The 24,060-nt window shown below is 65.2% G+C and carries 19 protein-coding genes; 14 read left to right on the top strand and 5 right to left on the bottom strand.

Features of this window, described 5'->3' with window-relative positions:
* Nucleotides 1-5 precede the first annotated feature (5 nt).
* The 3 genes from ugpE to ugpB form a co-directional block, all read right to left on the bottom strand.
* Nucleotides 6-854 carry a sn-glycerol-3-phosphate ABC transporter permease UgpE gene (gene ugpE, locus ACXJLH_RS17185; protein WP_457355596.1) on the bottom strand — a complete coding sequence of 283 codons (849 nt, stop codon included), beginning with the start codon at nt 852-854 and terminating at the stop codon, nt 6-8.
* A complete protein-coding gene (ugpA, locus tag ACXJLH_RS17180) occupies nt 854-1,741 on the bottom strand; it encodes a sn-glycerol-3-phosphate ABC transporter permease UgpA (RefSeq protein ID WP_457445471.1) in 888 nt (295 codons plus the stop codon). Before ugpA ends, ugpE begins: the two co-directional genes overlap by 1 nt.
* Before the next feature lie 85 nt (nt 1,742-1,826).
* Nucleotides 1,827-3,131, bottom strand: coding sequence for a sn-glycerol-3-phosphate ABC transporter substrate-binding protein UgpB (ugpB, locus tag ACXJLH_RS17175; protein WP_457355592.1), 1,305 nt, complete (start codon nt 3,129-3,131; stop codon nt 1,827-1,829).
* A 235-nt stretch (nt 3,132-3,366) separates the two neighbouring features.
* On the opposite strand from ugpB, the gene ACXJLH_RS17170 reads away from it, so the two are divergent.
* Nucleotides 3,367-7,221: a DUF3683 domain-containing protein gene (locus ACXJLH_RS17170; RefSeq protein WP_457445469.1), complete on the top strand. Its 3,855-nt coding sequence runs from the start codon at nt 3,367-3,369 to the stop codon at nt 7,219-7,221.
* Entirely contained in the window at nt 7,218-7,667 is a 450-nt protein-coding gene (locus ACXJLH_RS17165) for an HIT family protein (protein ID WP_457445467.1), read from the top strand. Before ACXJLH_RS17170 ends, ACXJLH_RS17165 begins: the two co-directional genes overlap by 4 nt.
* Here the strand turns inward: ACXJLH_RS17165 and ACXJLH_RS17160 are convergent.
* Entirely contained in the window at nt 7,640-8,137 is a 498-nt protein-coding gene (locus ACXJLH_RS17160; protein WP_056204144.1) for a hypothetical protein, read from the bottom strand. The genes ACXJLH_RS17165 and ACXJLH_RS17160 overlap by 28 nt on opposite strands.
* A gap of 437 nt (nt 8,138-8,574) precedes the next feature.
* Between ACXJLH_RS17160 and ACXJLH_RS17155 the strand changes: the two genes are divergently transcribed.
* A complete protein-coding gene (locus tag ACXJLH_RS17155; RefSeq protein ID WP_457445465.1) occupies nt 8,575-10,392 on the top strand; it encodes a S8 family peptidase in 1,818 nt (605 codons plus the stop codon).
* Between the two features lie 691 nt (nt 10,393-11,083).
* On the opposite strand, the gene ACXJLH_RS17150 is transcribed toward ACXJLH_RS17155, so the two are convergent.
* Entirely contained in the window at nt 11,084-13,114 is a 2,031-nt protein-coding gene (locus tag ACXJLH_RS17150; protein WP_457445463.1) for a M13 family metallopeptidase, read from the bottom strand.
* 114 nt (nt 13,115-13,228) lie between these two features.
* On the opposite strand from ACXJLH_RS17150, the gene pstS reads away from it, so the two are divergent.
* The 11 genes from pstS (at nt 13,229) to ACXJLH_RS17095 (ending at nt 24,054) form a co-directional block, all read left to right on the top strand.
* Complete coding sequence (gene pstS / locus ACXJLH_RS17145; RefSeq protein ID WP_457390613.1) at nt 13,229-14,272, top strand: phosphate ABC transporter substrate-binding protein PstS; 1,044 nt, start codon at nt 13,229-13,231, stop codon at nt 14,270-14,272.
* A gap of 14 nt (nt 14,273-14,286) precedes the next feature.
* Complete coding sequence (locus tag ACXJLH_RS17140) at nt 14,287-14,679, top strand: gamma-butyrobetaine hydroxylase-like domain-containing protein (protein WP_457445461.1); 393 nt, start codon at nt 14,287-14,289, stop codon at nt 14,677-14,679.
* Between the two features lie 17 nt (nt 14,680-14,696).
* Nucleotides 14,697-15,428: a bifunctional demethylmenaquinone methyltransferase/2-methoxy-6-polyprenyl-1,4-benzoquinol methylase UbiE gene (gene ubiE / locus ACXJLH_RS17135; protein ID WP_457390614.1), complete on the top strand. Its 732-nt coding sequence runs from the start codon at nt 14,697-14,699 to the stop codon at nt 15,426-15,428.
* 329 nt (nt 15,429-15,757) lie between these two features.
* Complete coding sequence (locus ACXJLH_RS17130) at nt 15,758-16,750, top strand: EpsD family peptidyl-prolyl cis-trans isomerase (protein ID WP_457445459.1); 993 nt, start codon at nt 15,758-15,760, stop codon at nt 16,748-16,750.
* 104 nt (nt 16,751-16,854) lie between these two features.
* Nucleotides 16,855-17,592 (top strand): polysaccharide export protein EpsE, encoded by a 738-nt coding sequence (gene epsE / locus ACXJLH_RS17125; RefSeq protein WP_235532104.1) that lies wholly within the window; start codon nt 16,855-16,857, stop codon nt 17,590-17,592.
* 24 nt (nt 17,593-17,616) lie between these two features.
* A complete protein-coding gene (gene epsF / locus ACXJLH_RS17120; RefSeq protein ID WP_457325249.1) occupies nt 17,617-19,047 on the top strand; it encodes a chain length determinant protein EpsF in 1,431 nt (476 codons plus the stop codon).
* On the top strand, nt 19,047-19,904 hold the full coding sequence (locus tag ACXJLH_RS17115; RefSeq protein WP_056204125.1) for a CpsD/CapB family tyrosine-protein kinase: 858 nt from the start codon (nt 19,047-19,049) through the stop codon (nt 19,902-19,904). The genes epsF and ACXJLH_RS17115 overlap by 1 nt, the downstream gene beginning before the upstream one ends.
* A gap of 123 nt (nt 19,905-20,027) precedes the next feature.
* Nucleotides 20,028-20,864, top strand: coding sequence for an exosortase B (gene xrtB, locus ACXJLH_RS17110; protein WP_457445457.1), 837 nt, complete (start codon nt 20,028-20,030; stop codon nt 20,862-20,864).
* 4 nt (nt 20,865-20,868) lie between these two features.
* Nucleotides 20,869-21,576, top strand: a complete 708-nt coding sequence (gene epsI, locus ACXJLH_RS17105; RefSeq protein ID WP_082533011.1) for an exosortase-associated protein EpsI, B-type — start codon at nt 20,869-20,871, stop codon at nt 21,574-21,576.
* 91 nt (nt 21,577-21,667) lie between these two features.
* Complete coding sequence (locus ACXJLH_RS17100; protein WP_056204117.1) at nt 21,668-22,921, top strand: lipopolysaccharide biosynthesis protein; 1,254 nt, start codon at nt 21,668-21,670, stop codon at nt 22,919-22,921.
* Complete coding sequence (locus tag ACXJLH_RS17095; RefSeq protein WP_162247866.1) at nt 22,918-24,054, top strand: glycosyltransferase family 4 protein; 1,137 nt, start codon at nt 22,918-22,920, stop codon at nt 24,052-24,054. The genes ACXJLH_RS17100 and ACXJLH_RS17095 overlap by 4 nt, the downstream gene beginning before the upstream one ends.
* The last annotated feature ends 6 nt before the right edge of the window (nt 24,055-24,060 follow it).

Genomic DNA, 24,060 nt, shown 5'->3' with positions numbered 1-24,060 from the left:
AAGTCCTATTTCTCTGTATCTACCAAACCTTTGACGAACCAGCGCTGCATCAGGATCACGACGAGGGCCGGCGGGATCATGGCGAGCAGGGCCGTGGCCATGACGAGGTTCCAGTCGTTGGCCGCCTCGCCGCCGCTGATCATGCGTTTGATGCCGATGACCACGGGGTACATGGACTCGTCGGTGGTCACCAGCAGCGGCCAGAGGTACTGGTTCCAGCCGTAGATGAACTGGATGACGAAGAGGGCGGCGATGCTGGTGGTGGACAGCGGCAGCAGCACGTCCTTGAAGAAGCGCAGCGGCGAGGCGCCGTCGATGCGCGAGGCTTCCACCAACTCGTCGGGCACCGTCAAGAAAAACTGGCGGAACAAAAAGGTGGCCGTGGCCGACGCAATCAGCGGCACGGTCAGGCCGGCATAGCTGTTGAGCATGTGCAGGTCGGCCACCACCTGGTAGGTGGGCCCGATGCGCACTTCCACCGGCAGCATCAGCGTCACGAAGATGGCCCAGAAGAACAGCTGCCGCAGCGGGAAGCGGAAGTAGACGATGGCAAAGGCCGACAGCAGCGAGATGGCGATCTTGCCGACGGCAATCACCATGGCCGTCACGAAGCTCACCCACATCATGCGGGCCACCGGCGCGCTGGAGCCCGAACCGGTGCCGCCGCCCAGGGCCGTGGCCATGTTGTCGATCAGATGCCCGCCCGGCACCAGCGGCATGGGCGCATGCAAGATGGCCTCAGACGTCTGCGAAGCGGCGATGAAGGTCACGTAGAGCGGAAAGGCCACCACCGCCACGCCCAGCAGCAGGATGGCGTGGGCCAGCCAGTCCAGCCAGGGTTTTCTTTCGACCATCAGTAGTTCACTTTCTTCTCGACGAAGCGGAACTGCAGGATGGTCAGGCTGACGACGATGACCATCAGCACCACGCTCTGCGCCGCCGAGCCGCCCAGGTCCAGGGCCTTGAAGCCGTCGTGATAGACCTTGTAGACCAGGATGGCCGTCTCCTTGCCGGGGCCGCCTTGCGTGGCGGCGTCGACGATGCCGAAGGTGTCGAAGAAGGCGTAGACGATGTTGATCACCAACAGGAAGAAGCTGGTGGGCGAGAGCAGCGGGAAGGTCACGTCCCAGAAGCGCCGCCAGGGGCTGGCGCCGTCGATGGCCGCCGCCTCGATCAGCGAGCGCGGAATGGACTGCAGGCCGGCCAGGAAGAACAGGAAGTTGTAGGAGATCTGCTTCCAGACTGCTGCCATCACGATGAGGGTCATGGCGTGATCGGAGTTGAGCAGGTGGTTCCAGTCGTAGCCCAGGGCGCGCAACCAGTACGCCACGATGCCGATGGACGGCGCGAACATGAAGAGCCACAGGATGCCTGCGATGGCCGGCGCCACGGCGTAGGGCCAGATCAGCAGCGTCTTGTAGATACCGGCGCCGCGCACCACGCGGTTGGCCATGACGGCCAGCAGCAGCGAGATCGACAGGCCCAGCACCGCCACCAGCAAGGAGAAAACCGCCGTGGTCTTGAACGAGTCGAGATAGCTCGCGTCGGCCCACAGCGCCTTGAAGTTGTCCAGGCCAACCCATTCGGTTGACAGGCCGAAGGCATCCTGCTGCTGCAGCGACTGCAGCAGCGCCTGGGCCGCCGGCCAGAAGAAGAACACGCCGATGACCGCCGCCTGCGGCGCCAGCAGCAGCCACGGCAGCCAGCGGGAGCGGAAGACGACGCGTTTTTCTTGCGCCATGTCAGTGCCCGCTCGGCCGTCCGGAGGGCACTGGCGCCCCCTCGGGGGGCAGCGAGCATGGCGAGCGTGGGGGCCTCATCTCAGTTCAGAGCTTGGCCGTTCTAGCGAATTTTTCGAGCTGCTCGTTGCCGCGCTGAATGGCGGCATCGATACCTTCCTTCGCGGTCTTCTTGCCGGCCCAGATCAGCTCGAATTCCTCATCGACGATGGTGCGGATCTGCGGGTGGTTGCCCAGGCGCACGCCACGCGACTTGTCGGTGGTCTTACGGATCATCTGGTTGACGGCCACGTCGCTGCCCGGGTTGGCCTTGTAGAAGCCGCTGGCCTCGGTAGCAACAAAGGCCGCCTTGGTGGCCGGCAGGTAGCCGGTGCGCTTGTGGCTTTCGGAGGCGACATCGGCCCGCGCCAGGTACTCGAAGAACTTGGCCACGCCCTTGTACTCGGCCGGCTTCTTGCCTGCCATCACCCAGAGGCTGGCGCCGCCGATGACGGTGTTCTGCGGTGCGCCGGGCACGTCCGGGTAGTAGGGCAGGGCGGTGATGCCGAAGGCGAACTTGGCGTTCTTCTTGATGTCGCCGTAGATGCTGGACGAGGCCGTGGTCATGGCGCACTCGCCCGACACGAAGGTGGCGTCGGACGTATTGCCGCGGCCTTTGTAGACGAAGAGCCCTTGCTTGGACATGTTGGCCAGGTTCTCGATGTGGCGCAGGTGCAGCGGCGTGTTGAAGGCCAGGCGTGCGTCCAGGCCGCCGAAGCCGTTGTTCTTGGTGGCGAACTCGACGTTGTGCCAGGCCGAGAAGCTCTCCAGCTGCGTCCAGCTCATCCACGATGTGGTGAGGGGGCACTTGCTGCCGTTGGCCTTGAGCTTGGCGGCCGCCGAAGCCACCTCGGGCCAGCTCGTGGGCGGCTTGTCGACGCCGGCGGCCTTCAGCGCATCCTTGTTGTAGAAGAAAACGGTCGTCGAGCTGTTGAAGGGGAAGCTCAGCATCTGGCCGTTGGGGGCCGTGTAGTAGCTGGCGACCGCGGGCACATAGGCGCTGGGGTCGAAAGGGATGCCCGCTTCCTTCATGAGATCGGCTGCAGGCTTGATGGCGGCCTTGCTGGCCATCATGGTGGCCGTGCCGACCTCGAAGACCTGCAGGATGTGGGGTGCATTGCCGGCCCGGAAGGCGGCGATGGCCGCGGGCATGGACTCGTCGTAGGTGCCCTTGAAGGTGGGGATGACCTTGTAGTCCTTCTGGCTGGCGTTGAAGTCTTTGGCCAGGTCGTTGACCCATTCACCGCGCGCGCCGCCCATGGCGTGCCACCACTGGATCTCGGTCTGGGCCTGGGCCGGGCTGGCCAGGCCCAGGGCAGCGCCCAGCGCCATGACATAGGCGAACGACTTCATTGCAGTGTCTCCATGCGGTGTTTTGCGGGCCAGCATAGCGCCGCTTGATGAGCGACGAATGGCGGGCAAACACGGTGGCGCCCTGGGGGCAACCCCCCTCGGTTAGGATTCCAACCCTTGCCGCGAGGGGCCGTGGCCACAAGCCGGGTAGTCCTTGCCCGCCCTGCTGCCGACCCGAGCCGCTGCCCGCCCGAACCAGCCTGCGAAGGCTACTTTTCCGGTCACGCCGGTTGCCATGAACGCTCCGCATCCCCTGATGCCCACCGCTGAAGCGGCTGAGAGCGCAGCCCCCCGGTTGCGCGAGATTCCCTACAACTACACGTCGTTCTCCGACCGCGAGATCGTCATCCGCCTGCTGGGCTCCCGGGCCTGGGAGCTGCTGGACCAGTTGCGGTTAGAGCGTCGCACGGGCCGCTCCGCGCGCATGTTGTACGAGGTGCTGGGCGACATCTGGGTGGTGCAGCGCAACCCGTATCTGCAGGACGACCTGCTGGACAACCCTCGCCGCCGTGGCCAGCTGATCGAGGCCCTGCACCATCGCCTGGGCGAGGTGGAGAAGCGCCGTGACGCCGCTGCCGATGCGCAACGCGACGCGTCGGTCGGTGAGCTGCTGAAGGCGGCGCGTGGTGCAGTGGCCGAGTTCGCACTGATGTTTGAGCGCGTTGCTGAACTGCGCAAGCGCTCGGCCAAGAAGCTCGCCAAGCACACCGCCAAGGACAACATCAAGTTCGACGGCCTGTCGCGCGTGTCCCACGTGACGGACGCGACCGACTGGCGCGTCGAGTACCCCTTCGTCGTGCTGACGCCCGACACCGAGGCCGAGATGGCCGGCCTCGTGGGCGCCTGCTTCGAGCTGGGGCTGACCGTGATTCCGCGAGGCGGTGGCACGGGCTACACGGGCGGCGCGATTCCGCTGGTGTGGAACAGCGCCGTCATCAACACCGAAAAGCTGGAAGCGCTGCGCGGCGTCGAGATGCTGCGTTTGCCCGGCCTGGACCGCGAGGTGCCGACCATCTTCAGCGAGGCCGGTGTCGTCACGCAGCGTGTGGCGGACATGGCCGAGGCGAACGGCTTCGTCTTTGCGGTGGACCCGACCAGCGCCGAGGCCAGCTGCATCGGCGGCAACGTGGCCATGAACGCCGGCGGCAAGAAGGCCGTGCTGTGGGGCACGGCGCTGGACAACCTGGCCAGCTGGAAGATGGTGACGCCCGAGGCCAAGTGGCTGGAGGTCATCCGCCTCAACCACAACCTCGGCAAGATCCATGACGTGGAACTAGCCAGCTTCGAGCTGCGTTACTTCGACGCGTCGGGCACCAAGCTGGAAAAGACCGAGCGCCTGGACATCCCCGGCCGCGTCTTCCGCAAGGAGGGCCTGGGCAAGGACGTGACGGACAAGTTCCTCGCCGGCCTGCCGGGTATCCAGAAGGAAGGCTGCGACGGCCTCATCACCAGCGCGCGCTGGATCGTGCACCGCATGCCGGCGCACGTGCGCACCGTCTGCCTGGAGTTCTTCGGCAACCCCAAGGACTGCGTGCCCAGCATCGTCGACATCAAGGACTACATGTTCTCGATTGCCGACACGGGTGTGCTGCTGGCGGGCCTGGAGCATTTGGACGACCGCTATCTGAAGGCAGTGGGCTACGCCACCAAGAGCAAGCGCGGCGGCTTGCCCAAGATGGTGCTGGTGGGCGACATCGTTGGCGACGATGCAGACGCGGTGGCGCGTGCGACGAGCGAGGTCGTGCGCCTGGCCAATGGCCGCTCGGGCGAGGGCTTCGTTGCCGTCAGCGCCGACGCGCGCAAGAAGTTCTGGCTGGACCGCAAGCGAACGGCGGCCATCAGCAAGCACACCAACGCGTTCAAGGTGAACGAGGACGTCGTCATCCCGCTGCACCGCATGGGCGAGTACACGCTGGGCATCGAGCGCATCAACATCGAGCTGAGCCTGCGCAACAAGCTGGCGCTGGTAACGGCGCTGCAAGCCTTGTTCCTGACGGGCAAGCTGCCGCTGGGCAAGAGCGACGACGCGGGTGACATCCCGAGCGCGGAGCTGCTGGAAGACCGGGTGCAGCAGGCGCTGGCCTTGCTGCGCGAAGTGGGCGACCTGTGGCAGCAATGGCTGGATGGCCTGGACAGCGGCTTCTTCGAGGGCCTGCAGACGCACGAGCTGCGCGCATCGTGGAAGACGCAGATCCTCAAGCCCCTGCAGGCCCTCTTCAACGGCGCGGCCTTCGAGCCGCTGATTGCCGAGCTCAAGCGCATCCACAAGGAGGTGCTGCGCGGCCGCGTCTGGGTGGCCCTGCACATGCATGCCGGCGACGGCAATGTGCACACCAACATCCCCGTCAACAGCGACAACTACGAGATGCTGCAGACGGCCCACGCGGCCGTGGCACGCATCATGACGCTGGCGCGCTCGCTGGACGGCGTCATCTCCGGCGAGCATGGCATTGGCATCACGAAGATCGAGTTCCTGACCGACGACGAGATCGCCAACTTCACGGCCTACAAGAAGCGCGTCGACCCCGAAGGCCGCTTCAACAAGGGGAAGCTGCTGAAGGATGCTTCCCTGCCGGCCGACCTGCGCAATGCCTACACGCCGTCCTTCGGCCTGATGGGGCACGAGTCGCTGATCATGCAGCAGAGCGACATCGGCGAGATCGCCAACTCGATCAAGGACTGTCTGCGCTGCGGCAAGTGCAAGCCGGTCTGCGCCACGCACGTGCCGCGCGCCAACCTGCTCTATAGCCCGCGCAACAAGATCCTCGCCACCTCGCTGCTGGTCGAGGCCTTCCTGTACGAGGAGCAGACGCGCCGCGGCGTGTCGATCAAGCACTGGCAGGAGTTCGAGGACGTGGCCGACCACTGCACGGTCTGCCACAAGTGCCTGTCGCCCTGCCCGGTCAAGATCGACTTCGGCGACGTGACGATGAACATGCGCAACCTGCTGCGCAAGATGGGCCAGAAGACCTGGCGGCCGGGCAATGCGGCGGCCATGTTCATGCTGAACGCGACCAACCCCGAGACCATCAAGTTCATGCGCACGGCCATGGTGGGCATCGGCTTCAAGGCGCAGCGCTTTGCGGTCGACCTGTTCAAGCTCGCGGGGCGCAAGCAGACCAGCGCGCCGCCGGCCACGCTGGGTGCCGCGCCGATCAAGGAACAGGTCATCCACTTCATCAACAAGAAGCTGCCCGGTGGCCTGCCCAAGAAGACGGCGCGGGCGCTGCTGGACATCGAGGACAAGGACTACGTGCCCATCATTCGCCCGCCGTCGATGGCGAGCGAGACCGAGGCGGTGTTCTATTTCCCTGGCTGCGGCTCGGAGCGGCTGTTCAGCCAGGTGGGCCTGGCCACGCAGGCCATGCTCTGGCATGCCGGCGTGCAGACGGTGCTGCCGCCCGGCTATCTGTGCTGCGGCTACCCGCAGCGCGGCTCGGGCCAGTTCGACAAGGCCGAGAAGATGATCACCGACAACCGGGTGCTCTTCCACCGCGTCGCCAACACGCTGAACTACTTGGACATCAAGACGGTGGTGGTGTCGTGCGGGACCTGCTTCGACCAACTGCAGGGCTACAAGTTCGAGGACATCTTCCCGGGCTGCCGCATCATCGACATCCACGAGTACCTGCTGGAGAAGGGCATCACGCTCGGGTCCAAGACCAGCTACCTGTACCACGACCCCTGCCATTCGCCGATGAAGCTGCAGGAGCCGATGAAGACGGTGAAGGCGCTGGTGGGTGACAACGTCGTGAAGAGCGAGCGCTGCTGCGGCGAGAGCGGCACGCTGGGCGTGACGCGGCCAGACATCTCGACGCAGGTGCGCTTCCGCAAGGAAGAGGAACTGCGCAAGACCGAGACGCAGCTGCGCGACAGCGGCAAGGTCGGCGCGAACGACAACCTGAAGATCCTGACGTCCTGCCCGAGTTGCCTGCAGGGTCTGTCCCGCTACGGTGATGACTTGCAGAACGGCCTGCTGGAGGCCGACTACATCGTCGTCGAGATGGCCAACCAGATCCTCGGCCCCAACTGGATGCCGGAGTACGTGGCCAAGGCCAACAACGGCGGCATCGAGCGGGTGCTGGTGTGAGCGGCGTGCTGTGTCCGCTGTGTGATGGCGACGGCGGCCTCGTCGTCGCTCGCACGCCGCAGTTCCGCGTCGTGCGCGTCGTCGATGGCGACGAAGCGCAACGTTTCCCGGCCTTTTACCGACTCATCTGGAGCGCCCATGTCGCCGAGTTCAGTGACCTGTCGGTCACGGATAGACACGCCTGCATGGACGCTGTCACCGAGATCGAGCGGACCTTAAGGTCTTTGCTCGCGCCGACCAAGGTCAACATCGCCAGTCTCGGCAATGTCGTGCCTCATCTGCACTGGCATATCGTCGCGCGTTTCGACTGGGACAGCCATTTCCCAGCGCCAATCTGGGCCATGCCCCAGCGCGAACTGGGCGGCCCGGCGGTAGAGCGCCTGCCGCTGGCGCTTGCTCGCGTCGACGCCGCCGTGCTTCACTCGTTGACCATCGCGATCCGATAGCCACGCCCGGCGCCGGCGACCTGCTGGTTGTTGCGGTCGTCGGGATCGATGAAGTCGACGCGGAAACGATAGATCTGCGCGCCGGCCGTCTTCTGCGGGCCGCACTCCAACATGTTGGCCGCGTTGCGCACGGTGCGCTCGATGCGGTTGGAGATGCCGTCGGTCCTGACAGCAGTGACTTCACCGCCGTCGATGACGATCTGCACCTTCACTTGGCCGACACGGCGCTCGTTCTCCCAGGTGGTCTGCAGCGCGTCCTGCAGTTGGCGGTCGAGGCTGGCGCAGGCGTCGTGAATGTCGTAGCGCACGGGCGCCTCGACGACACGGCCGCTGACTTCGACGCGCTCCAGATCCCCTGGGGCGGCCAGCGCGGGGCCTGCAGTCAGGGTCAGCGCGACTGCACAGGCGACGCCGGCAAACAGGCTGTTGAGCAAAGGGGTGCGCTGGGCAATCGAATAGCGGTTGGACATGACGAGCTCCTGTGGGTTCTTGGTGGGGGGGCGGGCGCCGCAAAACGCGTCGACCTGTGTTCAGGCTAGGCGCGTGAATGAGCGGCCCCAAGCCGCAAGCGATGAGTTGCCAGTGCCATGCGACGACCCGCTGAAAACCGCGACCGAATTGCAGCCGGCTTGTTTCGCTCGCTCGAGCGTGCGCATGCCATTGGTCACGGGCGCTGTCATCCGTGATTGCCCGCTAGGGTTACTTCCGTCACTGCGGCTGGTGACAAGGCTGCCTTCGCGCCACGGACACACTGCGGCCCGCTTCGGATGCGCCATGTCGGCCAGGACGGTTTTGTTGTTGGGTTGAGTCCTGCCGGCGAGCTGAACACAGTGGTGCTCCTCGTGGAGATCCCGCGGGCCGAGCCGGTGCGCCGTCCGCCACGGTGACTTTTCCGGAACCACCACAAATGAGTTTTGCTTTTGCCAACAAGAGAACCCTGCTCGCACTGGCCTGTGGCCTGCTGACGGCGGGTGCCAGCCAGGCTGGCGTATCCAACACCCAGGTCGACGTGGGCGTTGCCAGCCTGGTGCGTGCGAGCAGTACTGACCGCCTCATCGTCAGCTACCGCGACGCCTCCCAGGTTGATGCCCAGGACGCCACCGTACTGCGCGCCGTCGGCATCGCTACCAACGCACTGGAAGCTCGCCTGAATGTCGTGAACTCGGCACTGGCCCTGCGCGGCGCCAAGGCCCGCGTGCTGCGCCAGATGGGCACTGGCGCCCACATCTACAAGCTCGACAAGGCGCTCTCGCACGGCGAAATGCTGAGCCTGGCCAACCAGCTCAAGGCCGCCGACCCCAACATCGCCTACGCGGAACCCGACCGCAAGATGTACCCGATGTTCACGCCCAACGACACGAGCTACAGCTCGCAGTGGGACCTGTACGAGACGACCGGCGGCATCCGCGCCCCGGCGGCCTGGGACCTGTCCACCGGCTCGGGCGTCGTCGTGGCCGTCATCGACACCGGCTACCGCCCGCATGCCGACCTGTCGGGCCAGATCGTCGCCGGCTACGACATGATCAACGACACGGCCGTCTCCAACGACGGCAGTGGCCGTGACAGCGACCCGAGCGACCCGGGCGACTGGACCGCCGCGGGCGAGTGCGGCACCGGCGAGCCGGCCAGCAACTCCAGTTGGCACGGCACTCACGTGGCCGGCACCATTGCGGCCAAGACCAACAACGCCACCGGCGTCGCGGGCATCGCCTTCAACGCCAAGGTGCAACCCGTGCGCGTGCTGGGCAAGTGCGGCGGCTACACCTCCGACATCGCCGACGGCATGGTCTGGGCCTCGGGCGGCAGCGTCTCGGGGCTGCCCGCCAACGCGACGCCGGCCAAGGTCATCAACATGTCCTTGGGCGGCGGCGGCGCCTGCGACACGACCTCGCAGAATGCCATCAACAGCGCCCGTTCGCGCGGCACGAGCGTCATCGTCGCAGCCGGCAACGAGAACCAGAACGCCAGCAACTCCAACCCGGCGAACTGCTCCGGCGTGGTTGCCGTGGCAGCCACGGATCGCAATGGTGCTCGCGCCTACTACTCGAACTACGGCTCCATCGTGACGCTGGCGGCGCCCGGTGGTGATGTGCGCTCCAGCAGCAGCAACGGCATCCTCAGCACGCTGAACGCCGGCACCAAGGCGCCGGGTTCGGACAGCTATGCCTACTACCAGGGCACGTCGATGGCCACGCCCCATGTGGCCGGTGTCGTCGCGCTGATGATGAGCGCCAAGCCGACCGCCACGCCCGACCAGATCAAGGCCGCGCTGATCAGCAGCGCGCGAGCCTTCCCGGGCAGCTGCTCGCAATGCGGCGCCGGCATCCTGGATGCGGCGGCTGCGGTGGCGGCCATCACGGGCACGGGCGGCCTGCCGACGGTCAACGAGACCGAGTCCAACGGCTCGATCTCGGCGGCCAACACCGTCTCGGCACCGGCCAACGTGGCCGGCACCATCGGCTCGACCAGCGACACCGACTACTTCAAGGTGACGCTGCCGGCCGGCAAGACGCTGGCCGCGACGCTGACCATGGGCAGCAGCAGTAACGACTTCGACCTCTACGTCAAGAACAGCTCCGGCACGACGCTGGCCAGCAGCGAGAAGGCGGCGGGGCAGGTCGACAGCGCGAGCTACGCCAATGGCGGCTCGGGCTCGGTGACGCTGTATGTGCAGGTGCTGCGCTACAGCGGCACGGGCTCGTACACGCTGAAGCTGCAGTGGTAAGCGGTTTGGTTGGTTGAATGGGAACGGGGCTTCGGCCCCGTTTTTCTTTGTGGCATTTGCGGTTGTTCTCTTTGTTCGGTGCATTGCCGGGAGTCCGTCCCGGCGGCCGGGTAACTTTCTTCTGCGGCGCGAGAAGAAAGTCACCAAAGAAGAGGCGCTGAACCGCACACCATCGCGGCGCCGCCATGAGCGGCGCGCGAAAACATCCACTGGCGCTGCGACAAGAAGCGAGCCGCTGCGCTCTCGCGTCTGACTTGTCACGAGCGCCATCCATCGGATCCGTGGGCCGTCCGACGCGCGGCTGCACGCCGTGCTCATCAGAAAACCAAATGCAGCGTCGCCCGAGCGACGCGGCTGTTTGGTATTTGTCGGGCGCCGGCGTGCAGCCGCGACTTAAGCGGCTTGAAGGTCCGATAGCTGGTGCTCTGCACAAGTGGTGGGCGAGAGCGCAGCGGCTCGCTTCGGGGCGCGGCCCGATTCGAGCAACGCGAGCGCCTGATCCCGCTGGAGTGCGGATTGCATTGAGCGCTCCTCTTTTGGTGACTTTTCTCTGGCGCGTTCAGAGAAAAGTTACCCGCCCTCGCGGGGCGGATTCCCGCGGCACTGCACACGGGTCATGAGGACCGCGGCAAGAGCGACCAAAAAAGAAAACGGGGCCGAAGCCCCGTCTCAGTTCAATCAACAACCCGACTCACCACACCGTCAGCGGATCACTCGCCACCATCGCACTCCCCGCCTTGCACGAGAACGCCTGCGCGAAGTAAGCCGAATTGCTCATCGGCGTCAGCACGCGGAACTTGGCCGGCGAGTGCGGGTCGGTTCGCACCTGGTTGATGAGGAACTCGGTGCGCACCTTGGATCGCCAGACCAGCGCGTTGCTGATGAAGAAGCGTTGTGCCGGCGTGTAGCCTTCGATCTTCCGGTCCGCGCCACCGCTGCGCTTGAGCGCGCGCTGCAGGCCTTCGTAGGCGATGGGCAGGCCCGACATGTCGGAAATGTTCTCGCCCAGCGTGAGCCGGCCGTTGATGTTGTAGCCGGGCAGCGGCGAGATTGCGGCGTAGCGGTCGGCCACCTTGTCGGCACGGGCCTTGTAGCCGGCGGCATCGGCCGGCGTCCACCAGTCGGTCAATGAGCCGATGGCATCGAAGTTGCGGCCGCTGTCGTCGAAATGGTGGGTGATCTCGTGGCCGATGACCGTGCCGATGGCGCCGTAATTGGTCGCATCGTCAGCCTTGGCGTCGAAAAACGGCGGCTGCAGGATGCCGGCCGGAAGGGTGATCTCGTTGAGGCCGCCCGCCTGCGCATTGACGATGTGCGGCGCCATGCGCCAGCGGCCGCGCTCCACCGGCGAATCCAGGTCCTTGACCTGCTGGCCACTGTGCCACAGCGAGACCCTGAGCCAGTTGCCGGCATAGTCGTTGGCGCCGAGCTGCAGGCCTTCGTATTGCGGCCACTTCTCGGGCGCGCCGATCTTGGCTTGCATGCTGGCCAGTTTTTCCAAGGCCTTGGCCTTGGTGCCAGGCGTCATCCATTCCAGCTTCTCGATGCGCTCCTTCATGCTGGCGCGCACGTCTTCCACGAGCAGCCCCGCGCGCTTTTGCGCCTCGGGCGAGAAGGCGCGTGTGACGAACACTTCGCCCAGCGCCAGGCCCATCGGCTCGCCGCCGGTGCGCCCGCCGATCTGCAAGATGACGTCCTCGCTGCGCGGCGGGGGGGCTTGCAAGCCGGTGATGGTCTTGCCGCGGTACTCGAACGAGGCCGTGGCGTAGGCCTTGGGCAGGCGGGGCGACAAAGTGTCCAGCACGCGTACCGCCAGGTAGCGGCGCCACAGGTCCAGCGGCGCATCGGCGGTCAGCTTGGCCACGCGTGTGGCGAATTCCGGCTGGCCCACGAGGAAGCGCTGCGGCGGCTTGGCGCCCGCGGTCAGCACGGCCAGGTAGGCGCTCCAGTCCAGCCCCGGTGCGGCGGCGGCCAGTTCCGCCGGGCTCATCGGGTTGTAGCTGGCGTTCGGATCGCGCAGCCTGGCGCGCTCGCGGGTGGCCTCGGCCAGTTGGGCCTCGAAGCCGATCAGCGCGTCCAGCTCGGCGTCGCTGGCCGGACGGCCGGCGGCGGCGAGCAGGGTCTGGGCGAAGCTGCGGTAGGCGGCGCTGACGGTGCGGGTGCGTTCGTCGCTGCGGAAGTAGTCGTCACGGTCCGGCAGGCCCAGGCCCGACTGCGAAAGCGCCAGCACGTTGCGGCGCGTGTCCTTGCGGTCGGCCTGCACGCTGAAGTTCAGGGGCGCGTGGATGCCGCTGCGGTTCAGCAGCGCCAGCAGGGTCGGCAGGTCTTCGCGGCGCTGCAGGCCGTCAATCCGGTTCAGCAGCGGCGTGATCGAACTGATGCCGCGCGCCTCGACGGCGGCCTCGTCCATGCCGCTTGAGAAATAGGCCGCAATGAGCTTCAGGCCCGGTGTGTTCTGCAGCGCCGGCTTGTCGGCCAATTCCTTCAGTGCCTTGTCCAGCACCGCGTCGTTGTTCTGGCGCAGCTGATCGAAGTTGCCAATGCGGCCACGGCTGGCGGGCACCTCGGTGGCGGCCTCCCAGTTGCCATTGACGAAGGCGTAGAAGTCGTCGCAGGGGCTGACGTCCTTGGACAGGCCGCTCAGGTCGAGGGCTTGGGCGGTGGCGGCCAGTCCGAGCAGGGCGGTGGCAGCGGCCAGGCAATGGCGGGCGAATCGGGGCATGGAGGTGACGAGCTGGAAGCCGTGAAACCGGGAGATTAGAGCGGCCACCGCCATCGCGGGCCGGAAGACACAAGGCATGATTACGGGTTTTCACCAAGTCACTTGCTCCTGGTCATGCCCGTTTTCCTGCGCCCGATGCTGGCCCTCGCTGCCTCACTTCTGCTGTCCTCAGCGGCCCTTGCCCAACCCGTGCAAGGGCAGGGCGCCACCTTTCCATCCAAGGTCTACGAGACCTGGGCGCGCGCCTTCGAGAAGGCCGGCGGCGGCGCCGTTGCTTACAAGGGCACGGGCTCGGGCGACGGCATCAAGCAGATCGGTGCCCGCAAGGTGGATTTCGGCGGCACCGACGCGCCGCTGCCGCCGTCCGAGCTGGCCAAGCAGAAGCTGGTGCAGATCCCGATGCTGATCGGTGGCGTCGTGCCGGTCGTCCATCTGCCGCTGGCCGCGCCGCTACAGCTCGACGGCGAGGTGCTGGCCGACATCTTCCAGGGCCGCATCAAGGTCTGGAACGATGCCCGCATCGCGGCGCTGAACCCGGGTGTCGGCCTGCCGGGCCTGGCGATCAAGCGCGTCGTGCGTGCCGAGAAATCGGGCACCACCGAGGGCTTCAGCCGCTATCTCGCGGGCGCTTCGGCCGCGTTCAAGACCGACGTCGGCATCGGCCAGTTGCCCGCCTGGCCGAGCGACCCGCTGAAGGCCGAGGGCAATGACGGCATGGTGCAGACGCTGCGCGCCACGCCGGGTGCCATCGCCTATGTCTCCTACGACCGTGTGCTGCGCGACAAGCTGGCCGCCGTGAAGCTGCGCAACGCGGCCGGCCGCTTCGTGCTGCCGACCGAGCAGGGCTTTCGTGCCGCCGTCCTGGAGAGCGACATGCACCGCCAGGGCGACGACCTCGCCACGCTGCTGGACCGCCCGGGCAACGACGCCTGGCCGATCACCTTGACCAGCTTCGTGCTGGTGGATGCCGAACCCGCCACGGCCACCAGGACGCAGGGCGCGCTGAAGTTCCTCTACTGGTGCTTCATGCATGGCGACGACCTGACCCGCGGCACCGGCTTCGCGCCGCTGCCCATCGGCGTGCAATCTCGTCTGGCAGCGCGCTTCACGCAGGTGCGGCCCAAAGACGGCCAGTTGCCGGCCTACCAGTCGTTCTGAGCGAAACTCTGCGGATGGCCGCTCCCACGGAACTCACCGTCCACCAGCACTCTCGCGTCCTGGAGATCGCCTTCGACGACGGCGCGCGTTTTCACATCCCCTTCGAGCTGATGCGCGTCTACAGCCCCTCGGCCGAGGTCATGGGCCATGGCCCGGGCCAGGAAGTGCTGCAGACGGGCAAGCGCGACGTGGGCATCACCGGCCTGGAGCCGGTCGGCCACTACGCCGTGCGGCCCGAGTTCTCGGACGGCCACGCCAGCGGCCTGTTCACCTGGGACTATCTCTACAAGCTGGGCAGCCAGCAGGACGCTCTCTGGCGCGACTACGAGGCCCGCCTTGCCGTCGCTGGCAAGAGCCGCGACGACGCCATGCCCGTCAAAGGTGGCGGCAGCTGCCATTCGCATTGAATCCCGGCACTGAATCCATGACTCAAACGCATTTCGGTTTCCAGCAGGTCGACGAGAACGAGAAGGCCACCAAGGTCCGTGGCGTCTTCGACTCGGTCGCTTCCAAGTACGACCTGATGAATGACCTCATGTCGGCCGGCATGCACCGGGCCTGGAAGGCCTACACCGTGCAGGTCGCCAACCTGAAGCCGGGCGAGCGAGCCCTGGACATTGCCGGCGGCACCGGTGACCTGTCGCGCGCCTTCGCCCGCAAGGTCGGCGAGACCGGCCTCGTCGTGCACACCGACATCAACGAGGCCATGCTGCGCCAGGGCCGCAACCGCTTGTTGGACGAGGGTCTGATCCTGCCCACCAGCCTGGCCGACGCCGAGAAGCTGCCCTTCAAGAGCGAGAGCTTCGACCTCGTCAGCGTTGCCTTCGGCTTGCGCAACATGACGCACAAGGAGCAGGCCCTGGCCGAGATGTGCCGCGTGCTCAAGCCGAGCGGGCGGCTGCTGGTGCTGGAGTTCTCGCGCATCGCCGAGCCGCTGAAGAAGCCGTACGACTGGTACTCCTTCAACATCCTGCCCAAGCTGGGTTCGCTGTTCGCTGGCGACGCCGAGAGCTACAAATACCTGGCCGAGTCCATTCGCATGCATCCCGACCAGGCCACGCTCAAGGCCATGATGAAGACGGCGGGCTTCGGCCATGTGGACGTCCACAACCTCAGCGCCGGCATCGTCGCCCTGCACGCCGGGATCAAGTGCTAGCCCCTCGTCCAGTCTTGCTCCGCTGAACGCGGCAAGCACATCGCCAAGGCGGGCCGGCCAGGACGGTCCGTCGCTCGGCCCGAATACGGAATACCGGATACCGAGTGCCTGATACATGACGCCGGGAGGCGTCATCCTCAATCGCAAGCGACCACCCCCCAAGAACGTGGGGTCCTGGGAACTTCCCGCTTGTATTTGCTCTAACTGCCGACCGCCGACGAACCCAGTTATGGCTTCGTGGGCCCCGCAGAAGCGACATATCGCGCCGCTACACTCGTTCGCTCTTTGGGGCGGGTGCCCTTTCTCTGCATAACAAGGACCTTCATCAGATGGCAAACCGACAGAACAAGCACCGTGCCCACCTGCTCTTGGCAGTCGTCGCCGTTGCGGCGCTGCTGACGGCCTGCGGTGGTGACAAGGGCGACAAGGCGTCCCAGACGGCGGCCAAGGTCAACAAGGAAGAGATCACCGTCCACCAGATCAATTTCGTGCTGCAGCGCCAGCAGGGCCTCAAGCCGGAGCAGGCCGAGGCCGCCAGCCGCCAGGTGCTGGAGCGCCTGATCGACCAGGAACTGGCGGTCCAGAAGGCGCAGGAGCAAAAGCTCGACCGCGACCCGCGCGTCGTGCAGCAGATCGAAGCCGCCAAGCGCGAGATCATCGCCCGGGCTTACGCCGAGCGCGTTGGCGAAAGCGTTGCCAAGCCCAACAACGAGGAGATCGCCAAGTACTACAACGACAAGCCGGCCCTGTTCAAGGACCGCCGTATCTACAGCCTGCAGGAACTGCAGATCGAGGCCAAACCGGAGCAGTTCGAGACCATTCGCGCCAAGCTCGCGGCGGCCAAGAACCTCAACGAGTTCGCTGAATACCTGAAGTCGGCCGACATCCGCTTCAACGGCAACCAGGCCGTGCGCGCCGCTGAGCAACTGCCCCTGGCCGGCCTGGACGCCATTGCCAAGATGAWGGATGGCGACTCCATGGTCAGCCCCAGCCCCAACGGGATGACGGTGCTCTTCCTCGTCGGCTCGCGCAGCCAGCCCGTGGATGAAGTCCGCGCCCGCCCTGCCATCGAAGCTTTCCTGATGAACCAGCGCAAGGCCGAAGTCGTGCAGAGGGACATCAAGGCGCTGCGTGACAGTTCCAAGATCGAATACGTCGGCAAGTTCGCGCAGGCGGCTTCGGCGGCTGGCGGTGTAACGCCTGTTGCGCCTGCGCCCGTGGCGCCGGTCACCTCTGAGGCGCCTGCTCCTGCTCCCGCTGCTGCCCCGGCGGCCAGCGGTCTTGATTCGGCTTCGATCTCCAAGGGTATGGGTCTGAAATGATGAAGATTCGTTTTCACCAACTGCTTCTTGCCGCCACTTTCGGTTTGGCGGCCGCGTGCGTGCAGGCTCAGGCTCCTGCCCCTGCCAAGGCGGCTGCTCCCGCCATGGCTGAATATCATCTGGGCGCTGGCGACGTCGTCCGTGTGGTCGTGTATCAGAACCCGGACCTGACACTCGAAACTCGGGTGTCAGAAACAGGCGTCATCAGCTACCCGTTGCTCGGCAACATCCGCATTGGCGGCTTGGGCGTCAGCGCCGCCGAAAAGCTCATCGCCGAAGGCTTGAAGAGCGGCAACTTCGTCAAGTCGCCACAGGTCACGCTTGTCCTGATGCAGATCAAGGGCAACCAGGCCAGCGTGCTGGGCCAGGTCAACCGCCCCGGCCGCTTCCCGATCGAAACCGCTGACATGCGCATGACCGACCTGCTGGCCAATGCGGGTGGCGTTGCGACGACGGGCGGTGACCAACTCGTGCTGACCGGCATGCGCAACGGTAAGCCCTTCCGCACGGAAATCGACCTGCCCACCGTCTTCGGTCCCGCCGCGGAGCAGGGCCGAGTCAACGATGTGCTGATCCAGAACGGCGACGTGCTCTGGGTGGACCGTGCTCCGCTGGTCTATATCTATGGCGAGGTGCAGCGCCCCGGGCCGATGCGCCTGGAGCGCGGCATGACCCTGATGCAGGTGCTCGCGGTTGGGGGTGGCCTGACCCAGCGCGGTACCGAGCGGGGCGTCCGTGTGCACCGAAAGTCTGCCGATGGGCGCGTCCAGGTCGTCACGCCCGCGATGGACGAGAAGGTCCAGGACGGGGACGTCGTTTACGTGCGTGAAAGCCTCTTCTAAGAGCTCTGAGCCAGGACGGGAACAATGACTTTTGCTCAATTCATCGCTGTCTTGCGCGCCAGAAAGTGGGCGGCGCTTGGTGTTTTCGCGTTTGTTGTCACGGCGATCGTCGTGATCAGCCTGGTGCTGCCCAAGAAGTACAAGGGCGAAGCCAGCGTGGTGATCGACGTCAAGCCCGACCCGATCACCGCTTTCGTCAATCCTTCGGCGATCATGCCCAGCTTCATGGCGACGCAGCTGGATATCCTGATGAGCGATCGCGTTGCGCTGCGCGTCATTCGCGATCTCAAATTGACGGAAGTTCCGGGTATTCGGGAGCAGTGGCAGGACGATGGTGAAGGGAAGGGAACCATCGAGCAGTACGTGATTCTCTTTCTGCAAAACTATCTTGACGTCAAGCCGAGTCGGGAAAGCAACGTCATCAATATTTCGTTCAAGAGCCAGGATCCCACCTTCGCCGCCGCGCTGGCGAATGCATACGCAAAGGCTTATATCGCCACCACGTTGGAACTGCGCGCGGACCCTGCGCAAAATTTCAGGAAGTTCTTCGATACGCAAACCCATGACGCCCGCGAAGCGCTTGAAAGAGCCCAGGCCAAGCTGTCGGCCTTTCAGCGTGAAAAGGGAATCATCGCCACGGACGAACGGCTCGACGTCGAGAACGCGAGATTGAACGAACTCAGCAGTCAGCTGACGCAGCTGCAGGCCATCTCCGCGGAAAGCTCGAGCCGCCAGACCCAGGCCCAGGGCACCCAGACTGATCGGCTCCAAGAGGTGATCAACAACCCGGTGATTGGGGGCCTGAAGCTCGACTTGAGCCGCGCGGAAGCACGGCTGCAGGAACTGTCGCAGCGCCTGGGAGACGCGAATCCGCAGGTGGGCGAAACGAAGGCCAATATTGCCGAACTGAAGCGCAAGATCGACAGCGAAACGACGCGGATTTCGGGCGGCGTCTCGGTCAGCAACACGATCAACAAATCTCGTGAGGGGCAGGTCCGGGCCTCGCTGGATGCTCAGCGCATGAAGGTTCTTGAACTGAAGTCTTCGCGGGACGAGGTCACCGTCCTGCAGCGGGAGGTCGAGAATGCGCAGCGCATCTACGATGGTTTGGCCGCCCGCCTGAGCCAGACCGGACTCGAGGCGCAGAACACGCAGAGCTATGCCAGCATGCTGACCGTCGCGCTGCCGCCCGCGGAACACAGCAGCCCGAAACTCTTGCTGAATACGGCAGTCGGTATCTTGCTGGGCGGTTTGCTGGCGGTGGGCGTCGCGCTCATCCTCGAATTGAACGACCGCCGCATTCGCGCGCTGGAGGATGTGGTGACGGCATTGGGTCTTCCGGTGCTGGGCACGCTTCCCAAGCCAACGGCAAAACGGTTCAACCCCGCACGTCCGATGCTCCATTCGCCTGGCGCACCGGCGCTCAGCGCCCCTGACTCCGGCCGGAGCATTTGATGACGTCTTACGAAAACGTGGCTGACCGCTCCATAGGGAGCATCCTCAAGGACCTGCGGCTGCTGTCTGCCGATCAAGTCGAAAAAATCGTCCAACAGCAACGAAGTGAGGGCCTGCGCTTTGGCGAGGCAGCGGTCGCACTCGGGTTCGCGAGCAATGACGACGTCATGTTCGCCCTGGCCCAACAGTTCCACTATCCGCTGGCAGCGGACGATGAGCGGCGCAAAGCCAATCCCGAGCTCGTCGCCCTGAACCAGCCGTTCGGTGTGCAGGCCGAAAGCTTCCGCGCGGTGCGCAGCCAGATCATGATGCGGCTCTACAACGAGGGCCAGCAGCGCAGGGCGATTGCCGTGGTGAGCCCCGACAGTGGTGACGGAAAGACCTACTTTGCGGCGAACCTCGCCGTGGTTCTGGCCCAGCTTGGCGGGCGTACCTTGTTGGTCGATGCCGACATGAGGCATCCGCGTCAGCACGAAGTGTTTGGCGTGAGTAACGATGCCGGCCTTTCCGGCATCTTGAGCGGCCGCGCGGAGGCCAAGGTCATCCAGCAGGTGCCTAACGTGCAAAGCCTGTTCGTCCTGCCCGTGGGCACCACGCCCCCGAACCCGCTGGAACTGGTTGAACGGCCCGCATTTGGCCTGCTCATGCGCGAGCTGGCCACGAAGTTCGATCATGTCGTGGTGGACAGCCCGGCCGCTTGCTATGGCAGCGACAGCGTGGTGATCGCTGCGCGATGTGGCGCGGCGCTGGTTCTTGCCCGCAAGGATCACGGGCGTATCTCGGCGCTACAGGATCTCGTCGGCAACTTGGCGGAAACGCCGGCCGTCGTGGCAGGTGTGGTGGTCAACGAATTTTGAGCAACTCCGGCCAGCGTGCTGGGCAATCCGTCTAACGTTTGAGAATTGGTTCCACGGGACATGTTGAAGGTTTCGGTATCTAGTCCGACGGCTCGAAGCGTCCCGTGGAGCAACTATTGGACGGTGTGGTTGCCCCTGCTCGTTGCCTTTGCGCTCATGTACGTGCCGACCTATGTCGGCCTCTCGCAGACCGTTTGGGCATCGGCGGAACAAGGCCACGGCCCGATCATCCTGGCCATATCGTTCTGGTTGGCTTGGCGGCGGCGTGAGCAGGTTGCTGCGCTGCCCGACAACAAGGGCAGCTTCCTCGTCGCCGGCCTGCTGTTCGCCATCGGCATGCCGCTCTACCTGCTCGGCCGCACGCAGCAGCTCGATAGCTTCGAAGTGTTGTCTCAGATCTTCGTGCTCGCCGCGGTCTGTCACTTGATGAAAGGGTCGGCAGGCCTGCGAGTATTGGCGTTTCCGCTGTTGTTCATGCTGTTCATGGTGCCCTTGCCCAGCGTGCTCGTGCAGGTGGTCACCACGCCTCTCAAGGCGGCAGTTTCCTATGTCGCGGAATCCATCATGCACATGGCCGGCTACCCGATCGCGCGCAGTGGCGTGATCTTGTCGGTCGGCCCTTATCAACTGCTGGTGGCCGATGCCTGTGCCGGTTTGAATTCCATGTTCACGCTCGAAGCGCTGGGGCTGCTGTACATGAATCTGATGGGCTACACGTCACCGCTTCGGAACGTCTTGCTCGCGTCGGTCCTCATTCCGGTGTCGTTCTGCGCGAATATCGTTCGGGTCATCATCCTGGTGTTGATCACTTACCATTTCGGGGACGAAGCGGGCCAGGGGTTTGTCCACGGTTTCGCGGGGATGGTCCTCTTCATGGTGGCACTCTTCCTGATGCTGGTCGTCGACAAGCTGATCGGGAAATTCGTGCCGGCCACCCGGGCGCACACTGAATTGGGTTGAGCTCATGAACCAGCGATCCCCTCTCCCTTTGCGCCGCCGGGCAGTGCTGGCGGCGGGGCTCATGACCGGCGCCGCCGTGGCGGGCGAGCTGCTCCAGCCCAAGCCGACGATCACGCGGCCCGATCAGATGCCGGATCTTGACCGGATCATCCCGCAAGCTTTTGAGGGCTGGACGCTGGATCGAAGCATCGTGCCGCTGGAGGTGGCGGCGGACGTCGCCAACACGCTCAATGCGATCTACGACAAGATCCTCTCGCGCACCTACGTCAACCGTGCTGGCGAACGGATCATGTTGTCGCTGGCCTATGGAGCCAACCAGTCGCGCGCATTGCAGCTCCACAAGCCAGAGGTTTGTTATGCGGCCCAGGGATTCAGGGTCAGCCAATTGCATCCCGACGTCATGCATGTGGGGGATTCGTCGCTGCCCGTGATGCGACTGATTGGCCAGCTCGGCAGCCGCGTCGAACCGATCACCTACTGGATGCGCATCGGGGATGACGTGGTCAGGGGCTGGTTCGAGCAGAACCGGGCCCGCCTGGCCTACGGGTTGAACGGGAAGATCCCCGACGGTCTGCTGTTCAGGGTGTCCATGATTTCAGGCGACACGAGCGCGGCGTACCAGCTGCAGGACATTTTCGTCAACGCCCTCTTGAGAGGCATTCCGAAACAGCACCGATCGGTGTTGCTCGGCAGTGTCGCGTTCAACGCGTAGCGGCGTCGAACGGCAATCACAGGTCTGAATCTTGCTCGCCGGCTTCGGGCGGTGTTGATGTAGCCCTGCGCCAAACTTTTGATCACCACTCATGTCGAGCGACACCAAAACCAGCCTCCAACGTGCCGCCAGCAAGATGCTGGGCGGCAGCCTGGCTGTGGTCGTGCTGCAGGCGATCAACTTCGCGCTGCTGGCGCGCAGCCTGGGTGCTGCTGAGTACGGCACATTGGCCACCATCAATTCCGCCGCCTCGCTGTTGTTGCCGCTGGCGGGGTTGGGTTATGGCTCCGTGATGCTGATGCGCGTCGCGCGGGAAGCGCAACACGCACCGGTTGCGCTCGGCAATGCGTTGAGCGTCCAACTGGTCACCGGGTCTGCAGGCGCGGCCATTGGGGCTGCTGCGGTGGTGATGATCTCGTCCACGCCGGTCGCCTTCGGCGTTGCCCTGATCGTCCTGCTGGGCGAACTGGTTTTCATGCGAACCGCTGTCACAGCGGCTCAATTGTTCAGTGCCCTGGAGCAGCAGGGGCGCGCCTCCGTGATCAACGTGGCGACATCCTGTGCGCGCGTGGCCAGCGTTCTCGTCGCGATCATCGTTTCCGACCGCGTCACGGCACTGGTGTGGGCCTCGTTGTTCCTGGCGTTCTCGATCATGTTCGCCGCGGCGCTGATCTGGTTCATGGCCCGCGCGGCGGGCGGCCTATCCGTCGACTGGAAGGCGATCGGCAAAGACCTCGGGCATGGCACCGATTTCTCGCTCGGCACGCTGGCCAAGGCCATCTACACCGATGCGGACAAACTCGTTCTGGCGCGTTTCGGCACCGCCGCCGACGTGGGAACCTATGCGGCGGCCTACCGGGTCGCGGCGATGTCGTTCATGCCGGTGCGCGCCATGCTCGACGCGGCGGCGGGCAGGTTCTTCCGGCAAGGGCAAGGCGGAATTGCACAGGCGCTGGCCTTGTCGCGGCGGGTGCTCACGTTCGCTTTGCCTTACTCGTTGGGAGTCGCCGCCGTGTTGGTCCTGGGCGCTGATTATTTGCCTCTTGTTTTTGGCGCGGGCTATGCGAAGGCCATCCCCTTGATCAAATGGCTGGCGGTGCTGCCTGTGATCCAGGCTGTTCACTACACCTTGTCTGACGCCTTGTCCGGCGCGGGGTACCAGCGCTACCGGATGGTGGCCCAGTTTGTCGTCGTCGTTTTCTATCTTGCGACGGCATTGGTCGTGATACCGCAATTCAGGGCGCCGGGTGCCGCCCTCACATGCCTGGCGAGCGAACTGTTGCTCGCGGTCATCATCGCCGCCCTCGTTATCACCCTTTACCGTCGCCAGAAGGAGTCGCGTTGAATATCCTGATCGCCACGCATGAATATCCGCCGTACCCCGGAGGTATTGGTCGGTATTGTGCCGAGGTGCGAAGCGCCGCATTGGCCCGCGGGCACCGCGTCGATGTACTGGCGCCTGATTTTGCGAGAAGTGCTACAGCGCCGTCGCAGGACGACGCTGGGGTGTTCAGATTTCCTGGCGACGTGTATTCGAACCGGACGCTGCTCACCGTCATTCGTGCATTGCGGCGGCAACTGAGGCAGCGGACTTATGACGTCGTCCACGTCGCCGACTGGCCCCTGCTGCTGGCGTTGCCGTGGAGCGGCGTGCCCCGTGCGGTGAAGACCGTCATGACCTTCCACGGCACGGACGCCATCGTCCTCGGGCGGTCTCGTTCGGCGAGATGGTTGAGGGCTCGTCAGGCCGTCCATCGCCTGGACCGCGTGTGCGCCAACAGTGCGTTCACGCTCTCGCTCGTCGAGCGGGAACTCGCGCCGCCCGCATCCGTCGAGCGCCGGGTTACGCCCCTCGGCGTGGCGGAGTACTGGGCTGAGCCGGCCAGCGCCGAAGAGCGCGCGCAAGTCAGGCGGCTGTGCGGGGCGACCGAGGGAGACCGCATCGTCCTGACCGTGGCGCGGCTCGACCCGCGCAAGGGCCATCTCCGGGCGCTGCAGGCTATCGCCCAACTGCCGCCAGGCCAGCGCCAGACAATCTGCTACCTGGCCATCGGACGGCCCGTCGACCCCGTTTACGCGACGCATCTCCAGTCCGAGGCCAAGCGCCTGGGCGTTCGCGCGACCTTCGCGGGCGCGCAGCCCGACGCCATCGTGCGGGCCGCGTATGCCGAGAGCCGCGCCTTCCTGTTGGCCGCAGAGCCGGATCAAGAGCGCGTCGAAGGCTTCGGCCTCGTGTTTCTGGAGGCGGCGTTCCAGGGCCTGCCCACCGTCAGCACCGCCGCCCATGCGGTGCCCGAAGTCGTTCAGGACCGCGTCACCGGTTTCCTCGCGAAACCCGGCGACACCGCCGACATCGCAGCACAGCTGCTCGCCATGCTCGACGCCAACGCCGCCGGCCAGCTTGCCGGCGCGTGCGTGGCGCGCGCCCGCGAGTTCAGCTGGCAACGGTGCGCTGACCTCACTTATGCCGATTTGTAGGAGGGG

Source organism: Roseateles sp. P5_E4 (assembly GCF_054049255.1).
This window is presented reverse-complemented; position numbering and strand designations above follow the sequence as displayed.

What these genes read in the sequence shown, in the direction of transcription:
- epsE (WP_235532104.1), top strand. Translation starts at nt 16,855, where the DNA reads ATGGCTGAATATCATCTGGGCGCTGGCGACGTCGTCCGTGTGGTCGTG.
- ugpA (WP_457445471.1), bottom strand. Translation starts at nt 1,741, where the DNA reads ATGGCGCAAGAAAAACGCGTCGTCTTCCGCTCCCGCTGGCTGCCGTGG.
- ACXJLH_RS17170 (WP_457445469.1), top strand. Translation starts at nt 3,367, where the DNA reads ATGAACGCTCCGCATCCCCTGATGCCCACCGCTGAAGCGGCTGAGAGC.
- ACXJLH_RS17100 (WP_056204117.1), top strand. Translation starts at nt 21,668, where the DNA reads ATGTCGAGCGACACCAAAACCAGCCTCCAACGTGCCGCCAGCAAGATG.
- epsF (WP_457325249.1), top strand. Translation starts at nt 17,617, where the DNA reads ATGACTTTTGCTCAATTCATCGCTGTCTTGCGCGCCAGAAAGTGGGCG.
- ACXJLH_RS17115 (WP_056204125.1), top strand. Translation starts at nt 19,047, where the DNA reads ATGACGTCTTACGAAAACGTGGCTGACCGCTCCATAGGGAGCATCCTC.
- ACXJLH_RS17140 (WP_457445461.1), top strand. Translation starts at nt 14,287, where the DNA reads ATGGCCGCTCCCACGGAACTCACCGTCCACCAGCACTCTCGCGTCCTG.
- ugpB (WP_457355592.1), bottom strand. Translation starts at nt 3,131, where the DNA reads ATGAAGTCGTTCGCCTATGTCATGGCGCTGGGCGCTGCCCTGGGCCTG.
- ugpE (WP_457355596.1), bottom strand. Translation starts at nt 854, where the DNA reads ATGGTCGAAAGAAAACCCTGGCTGGACTGGCTGGCCCACGCCATCCTG.
- ACXJLH_RS17150 (WP_457445463.1), bottom strand. Translation starts at nt 13,114, where the DNA reads ATGCCCCGATTCGCCCGCCATTGCCTGGCCGCTGCCACCGCCCTGCTC.
- ACXJLH_RS17160 (WP_056204144.1), bottom strand. Translation starts at nt 8,137, where the DNA reads ATGTCCAACCGCTATTCGATTGCCCAGCGCACCCCTTTGCTCAACAGC.
- epsI (WP_082533011.1), top strand. Translation starts at nt 20,869, where the DNA reads ATGAACCAGCGATCCCCTCTCCCTTTGCGCCGCCGGGCAGTGCTGGCG.
- ACXJLH_RS17155 (WP_457445465.1), top strand. Translation starts at nt 8,575, where the DNA reads ATGAGTTTTGCTTTTGCCAACAAGAGAACCCTGCTCGCACTGGCCTGT.
- pstS (WP_457390613.1), top strand. Translation starts at nt 13,229, where the DNA reads ATGCCCGTTTTCCTGCGCCCGATGCTGGCCCTCGCTGCCTCACTTCTG.
- ubiE (WP_457390614.1), top strand. Translation starts at nt 14,697, where the DNA reads ATGACTCAAACGCATTTCGGTTTCCAGCAGGTCGACGAGAACGAGAAG.